This is a genomic window from Priestia sp. 53B2 (genome assembly GCF_056099005.1).
Genome location: NZ_JBLZXA010000020.1, coordinates 26,687 through 38,392 on the forward strand (window position 1 = coordinate 26,687; position 11,706 = coordinate 38,392).

At 39.2% G+C, this 11,706-nt stretch carries 10 protein-coding genes; 9 read left to right on the top strand and 1 reads right to left on the bottom strand.

The features are described 5' to 3' along the window. Positions 1-9 precede the first annotated feature (9 nt). Complete coding sequence (locus ACN6NE_RS14345) at positions 10-708, bottom strand: Crp/Fnr family transcriptional regulator (RefSeq protein WP_129706216.1); 699 nt, start codon at positions 706-708, stop codon at positions 10-12. 352 nt (positions 709-1,060) lie between these two features. On the opposite strand from ACN6NE_RS14345, the gene argC reads away from it, so the two are divergent. From argC to ACN6NE_RS14390, 9 genes are all read left to right on the top strand, one after another. Then, positions 1,061-2,104 (top strand): N-acetyl-gamma-glutamyl-phosphate reductase, encoded by a 1,044-nt coding sequence (gene argC, locus ACN6NE_RS14350; protein ID WP_129706218.1) that lies wholly within the window; start codon positions 1,061-1,063, stop codon positions 2,102-2,104. 45 nt (positions 2,105-2,149) lie between these two features. Further along, positions 2,150-3,385, top strand: coding sequence for a bifunctional ornithine acetyltransferase/N-acetylglutamate synthase (gene argJ / locus ACN6NE_RS14355; protein WP_129706220.1), 1,236 nt, complete (start codon positions 2,150-2,152; stop codon positions 3,383-3,385). Between the two features lie 12 nt (positions 3,386-3,397). Beyond that, a complete protein-coding gene (argB, locus tag ACN6NE_RS14360; RefSeq protein WP_129706222.1) occupies positions 3,398-4,222 on the top strand; it encodes an acetylglutamate kinase in 825 nt (274 codons plus the stop codon). Beyond that, on the top strand, positions 4,188-5,342 hold the full coding sequence (locus tag ACN6NE_RS14365; protein WP_474325728.1) for an acetylornithine transaminase: 1,155 nt from the start codon (positions 4,188-4,190) through the stop codon (positions 5,340-5,342). The genes argB and ACN6NE_RS14365 overlap by 35 nt, the downstream gene beginning before the upstream one ends. Positions 5,343-5,412: 70 nt before the next feature. Next, on the top strand, positions 5,413-6,486 hold the full coding sequence (locus tag ACN6NE_RS14370) for a carbamoyl phosphate synthase small subunit (protein ID WP_013055390.1): 1,074 nt from the start codon (positions 5,413-5,415) through the stop codon (positions 6,484-6,486). Beyond that, positions 6,479-9,589 carry a carbamoyl phosphate synthase large subunit gene (locus tag ACN6NE_RS14375; protein WP_474325729.1) on the top strand — a complete coding sequence of 1,037 codons (3,111 nt, stop codon included), beginning with the start codon at positions 6,479-6,481 and terminating at the stop codon, positions 9,587-9,589. Before ACN6NE_RS14370 ends, ACN6NE_RS14375 begins: the two co-directional genes overlap by 8 nt. Beyond that, a complete protein-coding gene (gene argF, locus ACN6NE_RS14380) occupies positions 9,586-10,536 on the top strand; it encodes an ornithine carbamoyltransferase (RefSeq protein WP_129706228.1) in 951 nt (316 codons plus the stop codon). Before ACN6NE_RS14375 ends, argF begins: the two co-directional genes overlap by 4 nt. A gap of 103 nt (positions 10,537-10,639) precedes the next feature. After that, entirely contained in the window at positions 10,640-11,284 is a 645-nt protein-coding gene (locus tag ACN6NE_RS14385; protein WP_057241305.1) for an SDR family oxidoreductase, read from the top strand. Between the two features lie 129 nt (positions 11,285-11,413). After that, a complete protein-coding gene (locus ACN6NE_RS14390) occupies positions 11,414-11,593 on the top strand; it encodes a YjzC family protein (RefSeq protein ID WP_013055394.1) in 180 nt (59 codons plus the stop codon). The last annotated feature ends 113 nt before the right edge of the window (positions 11,594-11,706 follow it).

The window sequence follows — 11,706 nt, forward strand, 5'->3', positions numbered from 1 at the left end:
CTTTTTTTCTTATTCAATTCTGCACAATTCCACAGGGCAGTCCTCACAGTCTATTTCTTTCTTTAAAAAAGAAAGCTTATGAATGATAATTTTTCCATCTGCCATTGAAATCACTTCGTTTTTTCGCAACTCAGCAAGCATGCGATTGACCACTTCTCGAGATGTCCCGCATAGATTGGCGATTTCTTGATTTGTCAACGTTACGTTTAATAAAATACCATTTGGCTTCATTACTCCAAAGCTATTAGACATGCGGATCAGAGTAGAATAGAGAGCACCTTTTTTTCCATTTAGAATTAAGTCTCTAAATTTTGTCTGCATTCGCTTAATTTGTAGTCCCATCCACTTCATGTACTCCATAGAAAGAGCAGGGTATTGTGCTAGTTCGTTTTCTAACACCCGTTTTTGAATACTGATTGCCGTACAATGTTCAATAGCTTTTGCTTGAAGCATATGGGGAGTAGATCCGCAAAACAGCATGACTTCCCCGATTAAGTCTCCTGAACTCGCCAGCTGAAGCGTCAGTTCACGTCCTTCCGGCGTCACTTTACCTACTTGTACAGCTCCAGAAGTAATAAAAAATAAATGAGTTGAAGGTGAACCTTCTTGAAAGAGAAAGTCACCTTTTTTAAACGAAATTTTATAATCAAAGTTCATAAAAAATTGCTGCAGCTCATTTGAAAAAGAATCCGTTGTGATGTTCATCATGTTATCACCTTTTAATTAAAATTTTTGCGACTGTTACTTATTAATCTATTAAGTTAGAACAGTCTGTATATGCTGTACGTCCACTAGCCGTATGAAAAAATGTCATACGGATCATTTTGATCGATATTCTTATTATACACAAAAACAACCAGTGTTTTCCAAAACTATCTGTGAACAATTTCTAAACAAAAATAGAAAGATAGTTATAAAAATAAAAACTTATGAATAAATAAAAATGTTTAAAAATATAGAATAAAGTGTTGGATTTTTTAAATATTCATTTGATTTTATTTTTATACGGTATTATAATGATAAATAATTCAAATAGATACGTGGAAAAAGGAGTTTTAAAATGAAAGAATACAAGGTAGGAATTGTTGGAGCAACAGGATATGGAGGAGTAGAACTGATTCGTTTGTTAGCGAATCACCCACATTTTCATGTTTATGCAGTTTATTCATCCTCTCAGGATGGGATGGAACTAGCAGAAGTTTATCCTCACCTTTCTAATACTGTATATACACTGCAAGATATAAACCCTAAGAATATGGCTGAAGAATTAGATTTAGTGTTTACAGCAACTCCGTCCGGTGTTTCTAGCAAACTTGTACCTCAATTAGTAGAAGAAGGAATAAAAGTGGTAGATCTATCTGGAGATTTTAGATTAAAAACAGAAGCGCTTTATGAAAAATGGTACAAAAAGCCTGCTGCAGCCGAAGCGTTTTTACAACAGTCTGTGTATGGATTATCAGAATGGTTTGCAGACGAAGTCGAAAGCAGCACGTTCGTTGCGAACCCGGGTTGTTATCCAACAGCTACACTGCTTGGGCTAGCTCCCCTCGTTAGTAAACAAATGGTGAAATCAAACTCTATTATCATTGATGCAAAGTCCGGAATCTCAGGAGCAGGACGCGGTCTTTCGCAAATGGCTCATTATGCTGAAATCAATGAAAATATGAAAATATACAAAGTTAATCAACATCAGCATATCCCAGAAATCGAATCTATTTTAGAAAAGTGGGATGAGGAAATTGGCCACGTTACGTTCAGTACGCACTTAGTTCCAATGACGCGAGGGATTATGAGTACAATATACGCTGAACTTTCTGAAGTGAGCTCAGTACAAGAGCTTCATCAGCTATATGTAGATACATATCAAAACTCCCCGTTCGTTCGCGTTCGAAAAGCTGGTGAATTTCCGTCTACTAAAGAAGTAAGTGCATCAAATTATTGCGATATCGGTGTTGCATTTGACGAACGAACAAAGCGTGTCACGATTGTTTCTGTCATTGATAACTTAGTTAAAGGGGCAGCCGGTCAGGCCATTCAAAATGCCAATATCATGATGGGATTTGAACAGCAAGCGGGTATCGGGCTACTGCCTGTCTTCCCATAAAGGCACAGCATCACTAATCACGATAAAAGCAGGAGGGAACGTATAGTGATTACGGTTAAACAAACGAAAGAAAAGATAAAGAAAATAGAGAACGGTACAATTGTAACGCCGCTAGGTTTTTCAGCAGATGGCGTTCACGCTGGTTTACGTTATGCTAAAAAAGATTTAGGAGTTATTGTAAGCGACGTGCCAGCTAATTGCGCAGCTGTTTACACGCTTAATGCCTTTCAAGCAGCGCCTTTAGCTGTTACAAAAGAAAGTGTAGCGGTGGAGCAGAAGCTGCAAGCGATCGTTGTGAACAGCGCATGTGCAAATGCATGTACTGGAGAACAAGGATTAAAAGATGCATACCAAATGCGAAATACATGTGCAGAAAAGCTTAATATTCTACCTCATCATGTAGCGGTAGCTTCTACAGGCGTAATTGGAGAGCTTCTAGATATGAAAAAAATTGTTAAAGGTATTGGGTTATTAAGCCCTTCGTCGAACAAAGAAAAAGCAGAAGAATTTCAAACGGCTATTTTAACAACAGATACAGTGATGAAGTCAGCCTGCTATGAAACAAAGATTGATGGTGAAGTAGTTACCATTGGAGGCACAGCGAAAGGATCAGGTATGATTCACCCAAATATGGCTACGATGCTTAGCTTTATCACAACGGATGCTAAGGTTGAGGCTTCAGTGCTACAAGATGCGCTAGGTTCTATTACAAATAAAAGCTTTAATCAAATTACAGTGGATGGTGATACGTCAACCAACGATATGGTTGTTGTTTTAGCAAATGGAAAAGCTGATCATCAGTCGCTTACACCAGATCATCCTGAATGGAATTCGTTTTATGAAGCACTGCGCTTGACGTGTGAAGATTTAGCCAAACAAATTGCACGCGACGGTGAAGGAGCAACAAAACTAATTGAAGTAAACGTATCTGGTGCTCATACAAACGAAGAAGCAAATGTGATTGCTAAACAAATTGTGGGCTCGAACCTAGTGAAAACGGCTATGTATGGAGCCGATGCTAATTGGGGACGAATTATTTGTTCAGTTGGGTACAGCGGAGTAGCGCTTAATCCAGAAACAGTGAATGTTTCGTTAGGCAATATCCAGATGTTAGAAAACAGTCAGCCTGTTTCATTTAGTGAAGAAGAAGCAAAGGCTTATCTAGAAAATGATACGGTCGAAGTCTATGTTGACTTGCAGCAGGGAAATGGAATTGGCAAGGCGTGGGGCTGCGATTTGACTTACGATTATGTCAAAATCAATGCCAGTTATCGAACGTAAGGAGAGAGTGAAATGAGCAGTGAAAAAATCGTCGTTGTAAAATGCGGAGGCAGCATTGTCAATCAGTTAACAAGCGCTTTTTTTGAAAGTATTCAGCAGTTAAAAGCGAGTGGATATCAGATCATTGTTGTGCACGGAGGCGGGCCTGATATTCAAGATACGCTTACCGAACTTCATATTGAAACGGAATTTGTAGATGGGCTTCGAAAAACGTCCAAAGAAGCATTAGAAGTGGTGACGATGGTATTAGCAGGCAAGGTTAATAAGCAGCTTGTAAAAGAACTACAAAAAGCGAACTTAAAAGCGGTAGGACTATCAGGAATTGATGGATTATTGCTTAAAGCAGAGGCAATTGATGTGGAACGTCTAGGTTACGTTGGAGAAGTAAAAGGCGTAAATGATACATTACTAAAACAACTAACTGACAGTCAGTATATTCCAGTTATTTCTTCCATTGGAGCCGATGAAGAAGGCAATAGCTATAATATTAATGCTGACGTGGCGGCCGGAGCCGTTGCACAAGCAGTAAATGCTGAAAAGCTGATGTTTGTAACGGATGTAAAAGGTGTGTTAAAGGATGGAGCATTGCTTCCTGAGCTTACAAAGTCAGAGATTGATGCACTTATTGAAGAAAAAGTAATTTACGGCGGAATGATTCCGAAAGTAACATCAGCGGTAAATGCGTTATCTCCTTTGCTTGAAGAAGTTCATATTATTAGCGGAACTGATGGATTTTTAGATAAGGAAGGAAAGCTGATTGGTACAGCAATTAAATATAGTGGAAAAGGTGGAGAAGATAGCGATGAGTTCATTGTTTCCAACATATCAACGGTTTGATATCCATGTGGAAGAGGCGCAAGGAACAAAATTAATAGATAACAAAGGAAATGAGTATTTAGATTTTATTTCAGGTATCGCTGTTTGTAACGTAGGTCATCGTCATCCTGATGTTCAAAAAGCGGTCGAAGAGCAGTTAAATAAAGTGTGGCACGTGTCAAATTTATTTCATCAATCGATTCAAGAAGACGTAGCAGGTAAGCTTGTGGAACACTCAAACGGTGATGCAGTATTTTTCTCTAACAGCGGTGCAGAAGCCAACGAAGCGGCGATTAAATTAGCGCGCAAGTACACACAAAAACACAAAATTATTACGTTTACAAAATCATTTCATGGACGTACATTTGCTACAATGACAGCTACAGGGCAGGCGAAAATTCATGATGGCTTCGGTCCTCTTGTTAATGAGTTTGTTTACGTGCCATACAATGATGAAGAAGCATTAAAACAAGAAATGGACGATAGCGTAGCAGCAATTATGGTTGAAGTCATTCAAGGAGAAGGCGGAGTGGTTCCAGGAACCGAAGCATTTTTATTAACCATTCAAGAGCTGTGTAAAAAGCACGAAGCACTGTTTATAGTCGATGAAGTGCAAACTGGAATCGGCAGAACAGGAAAACCATTTGCTTATCAGCATTTTAACGTTTCACCAGATATTATTACAGCAGCCAAAGGGTTAGGAAGCGGAATGCCGGTTGGTGCGATGATTGGAAAAGGCTATCTCAAAGAAGCGTTTGGACCTGGTACTCACGGAACAACCTTTGGAGGAAACCCAATTGCATTAGCTTCAGCCAAAGCAACCTTAAACATTATTTTTAATGAAGCATTTTTGGCAGAGGTTACAGAAAAAAGCCTTTATTTTACCCATGCTTTGAAAAATAGTGTAGCAGATTATTCATTTGTAACCGATGTTCGTGGAAAAGGTTTTATGATTGGAATTGAATGCGGAGAACATCAGTCAGCATTGCTTGCAGCTATGCGTCAAAAAGGATTGCTAGCACTGGGAGCAGGACCGCACGTAGTACGATTGCTGCCGCCTTTAACTGTAACAAAAGAAGAGTTGGACCAAGCGATTCATATCATTGAAGAAGCGTTTAGCCAAACAAAAATTACTTCATAATACAAATTTTTTTGAATATATTTGTATAAAAATTCTGTTTTATAAATAATTATTCGAAGAGGGATGCACAATGAACGGATATTTACACTTAGCAAACGGCGATTCGTTCGCCGGACACATTGAACATACAGCAACGCACCAGGCAGAAGGAGAAATTGTTTTCTTTACTGGAATGACTGGTTATCAAGAAGTTGTGACTGATCCATCTTACAAAGATCAAATTATCGTCTTTACGTACCCTTTAATTGGGAACTATGGTATCAATGAAAAAGATTATGAAAGCAAAAAGCCTCACGTAGCAGGCGTTGTCGTATACGAATGTTCAGATGAAGGGTTCCATTACGAAGCGATGTACAGCTTTAAACAATATTTAAAGAAATGGAACATTCCGCTTATTACACATGTGGATACGAGAGCGGTCGTAAAACGAATTCGAAAAGAAGGCACGATGCAATCTGCCTTTTCGACATCTGCTGAGCCGCCAGCATTTACTGCTGAATGCGATGGATATGTAGTAAAAGAAGTATCAACAAAAGAGCCTGTTACTTACGGAAACGGTGAAAAACACGTTGTATTAATGGACTTTGGCTATAAAAAATCAATTTTACAAGAGCTGTTAAATCGAGAGTGCAAAGTAACAGTTGTTCCTTATTCTACAAGCTCTTCAAAAGTAAAAGAGCTGCAGCCGGATGGCATTGTCTTATCAAACGGACCTGGAGATCCAACTCAAGTGAGCAGTCAGCTGGATGAATTAAAAGAAATTATTTCATCGTATCCAACTTTGGGAATTTGCTTTGGACATCAGTTAATTGGGCTCGCTTTTGGGGCACAAACCAAAAAGCTGGCGTTCGGTCACCGAGGAGCTAATCAGCCTGTAATTGATTTAACAAATAACAAAGTGTGTATGACGTCTCAAAACCACAGCTATGTCGTAGACGAACAGACGATTACATCTACGCCATTAAACGTTCGATTTAAAAATGTGAATGACGGATCGGTTGAAGGCTTAATGCATAAAGACCTTCCTGTTATGTCGGTTCAATACCATCCAGAAGCACATCCTGGACCAAGTGACAGCACGTATATCTTTGATGAATTTATGACGAAAGTACAGCAAGTAGGGAGCGGAAAAGTATATGCCTAAAGACCAAACGTTAAAAAAGATTTTAGTAATCGGATCAGGACCAATCGTAATCGGGCAAGCAGCAGAATTTGATTATTCAGGAACTCAGGCATGCTTGTCATTAAAAGAAGAAGGTTATGAAGTTATCTTAATCAATAATAATCCAGCTACCATTATGACGGACACTCACGTAGCAGATCGAATCTATTTTGAACCATTAACAGTAGACTGCGTGGAGAAAATTATTGCAAAAGAAAAGCCGGATGGTTTGTTAGCCACATTAGGTGGACAGACGGGTTTAAACTTAGCCCTTGAGCTTCATGAACAAAACATTTTGCCGAAATACGATGTGAAACTTTTAGGAACACCGATTGAATCAATCAAAAAAGGTGAAAGCCGTGAAGAGTTCCGTGCATTGATGAATGAACTGAATGAACCGGTGCCGGAAAGTGAAGTTGTCACAAAAGTAGAAGAAGCGTTAGCTTTTGCCGAGAAAATTGGTTTTCCTGTTATTGTACGTCCTGCTTATACGTTAGGCGGAACGGGCGGAGGAATTGCTCATTCTATGGAAGAGCTTGAAAAGCTTTCAGCGTCAGGTTTGCGTGAAAGTGCTATTACTCAGTGCTTAATTGAAAAAAGCATCGCTGGATTTAAAGAGGTTGAGTACGAGGTTATGCGTGACGTGAACAATACGTGCATCACAATTTGTAATATGGAAAACATTGATCCCGTAGGCGTCCATACTGGAGATTCGGTAGTAGTTGCTCCTTCTCAAACGTTAACAGACGTGGAATATCAAATGCTTCGCTCTGCTTCAGTTAAAATTATTTCATCGCTTGGCATTATTGGAGGTTGCAACATTCAGTTTGCGCTTGATCCAAAAAGCAAGCAGTACTATCTAATTGAAGTAAATCCGCGTGTGAGCCGTTCGTCTGCTCTTGCATCAAAAGCAACTGGCTATCCGATTGCTAAAATTGCTGCAAAGCTATCGGTAGGCTACACGCTTCATGAGTTATTAAATCCTGTGACAGGAGACACGTATGCAAGCTTTGAACCTGCTCTTGACTATGTAGTAGTGAAATTTCCAAGATGGCCGTTTGACAAGTTTTTCTACGCTGAGAGAACGCTTGGTACACAAATGAAAGCAACTGGAGAAGTAATGGCTATTGACCGTAACTTTACACGTAGCTTCCAAAAGGCATTATCTTCTTTAGAAATTGACTTACAAGGATTAGAAGTAGAAGAACTGCAAGAAATTTCAACGGATGAATTAAAAAGCAAGCTAGGCGAACAAAGCGATGAGCGTATTTTTGTTATCCTTGAGCTTTTACGCCGCGGCACAACGCCTGAGTATATCCATGAAGTAACACAAATTGATTATTTCTATTTAACACACTTTGCACAGCTGATTAAAATGGAAGCCTCTTTAAAAGAAGTACGTTTTGATTCCATTACAGCTGAACACTTTAAACAAGTAAAGGAGCATGGTTTTACAGATGCGTATCTAGCAAACGTATGGAATGTGCCAGAACTTGACGTAAGAGCGAAACGTAAAGCACTACATATTACGCCAAGCTATAAAATGGTGGATACATGTGCAGCGGAGTTTGAATCTTCAACGGCTTATTTCTACTCTAGTTACTACGGCGAAAGTGAGATTGAACCATCAACGAATAAAAAAGTTGCGATTATCGGTTCTGGACCAATTCGTATCGGGCAAGGAGTAGAGTTCGACTACAGCTCTGTACACGGTGTGCTAGCTCTTGAAAAAGAAGGATACGAAACGATTTTAATTAACAATAATCCAGAAACGGTAAGTACGGATTTTGAAGTAGCAGATCGCTTATATTTCGAACCTGTAACAGTAGAAGACGTATTAAATGTTCTTGATGCTGAAAATGTGACGGATGTAATTGTTCAATACGGAGGTCAAACGGCAATTTCGCTTGTTAAAGGGCTAGAAGAAGCTGGCGTCAATTTACTAGGGATTACAAATGATGTCATTGATGCATTTGAAGACCGTGACCTGTTTTATAAGCTATTAGATGACTGCAATATTCCTCATATTCCAGGTGAAATGGCGAAAGACGCTAAAGAACTTGTACAAAAAGCAAAAGATATGGGATTCCCATTACTCATTCGTCCTTCTTACGTAATTGGGGGAAAAGGAATGCTGACAATTCAAAACGAAACAGAGCTTCAGGCTTGTTTACCGGCTATTAAAGCTTCTCATTTCCCAATGCTTATTGATGCTTACTTCCCTGGAAAAGAAGCAGAAGTTGATGTGGTAGCAGACGGAAAAGATGTGTTGATTCCGACAATCGTTGAACATATTGAAAAAGCCGGCGTTCATTCAGGAGACAGCTACGCGCTTTTACCAGCCAAAACATTAGAAGCAGCACATAAAGAAAAAATGGTGAGTTACGCTCAAAAAATTGTAAACAAACTTCAATATAAAGGGATTATGAATATCCAGTATGTTATTTACAACGATGAAGTCTACATGCTGGAAGTTAATCCGCGTGCCAGCCGTACAGTGCCAGTAGTAAGTAAAGTGTGCAACACGCCGCTTGTTTCGCTATCAACTCAAATATTGCTTGGGAAATCATTGTCGGAAATTAGTGAAAAGCTAGGTTTATTGCCAGATCCAGCTTACACAACCATTAAGTTTCCAGTATTTTCGACAAGTAAATTATCAGGAGTCGATCCTCTTGTGGGACCGGAAATGAAGTCAACTGGTGAAGGAATTGCGATTTCTTCAACGATTGAAGAAGCAGCAAAAAAAGTATTCCATCAGTATGTGTTAAGTAAAAAAGGTGCTGCGGAAGTGTATATCAACGGAGAAGCGCAGGGTCTTGAAGCACTTGTGCAAAGCGCGGGCTTAACTCTTGTTAAAGGTAAAGAAGTTAGTGAATGGGTGAAAACGAAAGAAGCGTTATTATACGTAAGCTTACAGCCTGAAGATAAAGAAAGCCGTATGTCAGCGTTAAAACATGGTTTGATGGTCATGACGGAGGCAGAAACGGCTTCGCTATTTTTCCAATCGTTCCAAGTCGATGAATATCAGGTTTCATCACTACAAGAATGGTTTCAAAAAACTAAAAAGGAAGTGACAGTATCATGAGTACAGTATCGGTAAATACCAATTTAAAAGGAAAAGATTTGCTTACGCTTAAAGATTTATCATCAGACGATATTATGTCACTTTTGGAGAGCGCCATCGAGCTGAAAGAAAAGCATAAAAATGGTGAAATCGTAACATCGTTAAAAGGAAAAACGCTGGGGCTCATTTTTGAAAAATCTTCAACAAGAACAAGAGTCTCATTTGAAGCAGGAATGATGCAGCTTGGAGGAAACGCCCTCTTTTTAAGCAGCCAAGATTTACAAATTGGACGCGGAGAAACGATTGCTGATACAGCACGCGTACTATCTGAATTCATCGATGCTATAATGATTCGTACGTTTGAACACAGCAAGATCGAAGAGCTTGCAGATTACGCATCTATTCCCGTTATTAATGGTTTGACAGATGATTATCATCCTTGTCAGGCTCTAGCTGATTTATTAACGATTTACGAGCACAAGAAATCATTTAAAGGGCTAAAAGTAGCTTATGTTGGAGACGGAAATAATGTAGCGCATTCGTTAATGATTGCATGTGCAAAAATGGGGATAGATATTTCAATTGGATGCCCTGATGGTTATGAGCCAAAAGACTTTGTAACAGCTTATGTTAATGAAATAGCTGCTACAACAGGTGCGAAGGTTATGATTACAAAAGATCCTGTAGAGGCTGTGAAAAATGCCGATGCTATTTATGCAGACGTATGGACAAGTATGGGACAGGAAGAAGAAGCACAGCAGCGCTTGAAAATATTTGCTCCTTATCAAGTAAATGAAGAACTAGCTGCCTATGCTAAGTCAGACTATTTATTTCTGCACTGTTTGCCTGCGCATCGTGAAGAAGAAGTAACAGCAAGCATTATTGACGGCCCAAATTCTGTTGTCTTTCAGCAGGCTGGAAATCGTATGCATGTACAAAAAGCTTTGCTGCAAGCCATTTTAGCTTAAGAGAAAAACCCTTTCTGAGAATATCAGAAGGGGTTTTTTGTTTAAAGGGAATTAATTGAGGGAACACCACTTGTATACTAAACAGAACGAAAGGTGATTTATGATGAAAGTATTAGTTGTTGGAGCAAACGGAACAACGGGAAAACAAGTGGTAGAAAAAGTTGCAAACAGCAAGCAGCACGAAGCTTATGCGATGATTCGCGACGAAAAGCAAGCAGACGCTTTAAAGAAGCTAGGTGCCAACGTTGTGATTGCTGACTTGGAGCAAGATGTTTCAGATGCTTTAAGAGGTATGGACGCTGTCATATTTGCAGCAGGTTCTGGAGGACATACCGGAGACGAAAAGACAATCGCTGTAGATCAAAACGGTGCTAAAAATATCATTGATGAAGCAAAAAATCAAGGTGTAAAGCGCTTTGTTATGTTAAGTTCAATGGGAACAGACGCACCTGAACAAGGACCAGAAGGTTTACAGCTTTACCTGCGTGCGAAAGCGATAGCGGATGAATACCTAAAGCAGTCTAATCTACAGTATACAATTGTACGACCAGGAACTTTATCGAATGATCAAGCTACTGGAAAAATTGATATCAATAATGATATTGAAGATAAATCTAAGACGATTCCCCGAGCAGATGTAGCAGCCGTGCTTGTAGAATGTCTAAACGAAGAAGCTACGATAGGAAAAACGTTTGAAATGTTAGCTGGAGAAACTGAAATCGAACAAGCTATTAAATTTACTCATTAACATAAAAGGGCGGATCTAAAGGTCTGCTCTTTTTCTCTGCCTAATATGAAAACATCTCCATTATGAAACAGAAATCTTAAGGGAATAGTATAGGAGAACATTTCATTTCAGGAATGAGGAGGCAGGACAATGGGACAAAATCGTCATTTCACACCGGGTCAAAAAGCTCCTAATAACGGAGTGTATATTGAAATTGGTGAAACAGGAAGCAACGTAAATAATCCTCAAAAGGTTAAATTAAAAGCAGGAGAGCGTTTTCCAGAGACGGCCAACGATGATCGCCACTGGACGTACATGCGCAAGCCTTAAATAGTAAAAAATAAAGAAGCCATTCTAAATTGAATGGCTTTACTTGTTTTCCTATTGCTGGGTATAATGAAATAAAGGTCAATAAAGGTCAAATGTATCGAAGGAGGATGTTC

Coding starts and splice junctions, on each gene's coding strand:
- argF (WP_129706228.1), top strand. CDS start 9,586: ATGAGTACAGTATCGGTAAATACCAATTTAAAAGGAAAAGATTTGCTT.
- ACN6NE_RS14375 (WP_474325729.1), top strand. CDS start 6,479: ATGCCTAAAGACCAAACGTTAAAAAAGATTTTAGTAATCGGATCAGGA.
- ACN6NE_RS14390 (WP_013055394.1), top strand. CDS start 11,414: ATGGGACAAAATCGTCATTTCACACCGGGTCAAAAAGCTCCTAATAAC.
- ACN6NE_RS14370 (WP_013055390.1), top strand. CDS start 5,413: ATGAACGGATATTTACACTTAGCAAACGGCGATTCGTTCGCCGGACAC.
- argC (WP_129706218.1), top strand. CDS start 1,061: ATGAAAGAATACAAGGTAGGAATTGTTGGAGCAACAGGATATGGAGGA.
- ACN6NE_RS14365 (WP_474325728.1), top strand. CDS start 4,188: ATGAGTTCATTGTTTCCAACATATCAACGGTTTGATATCCATGTGGAA.
- ACN6NE_RS14345 (WP_129706216.1), bottom strand. CDS start 708: ATGATGAACATCACAACGGATTCTTTTTCAAATGAGCTGCAGCAATTT.
- argB (WP_129706222.1), top strand. CDS start 3,398: ATGAGCAGTGAAAAAATCGTCGTTGTAAAATGCGGAGGCAGCATTGTC.
- ACN6NE_RS14385 (WP_057241305.1), top strand. CDS start 10,640: ATGAAAGTATTAGTTGTTGGAGCAAACGGAACAACGGGAAAACAAGTG.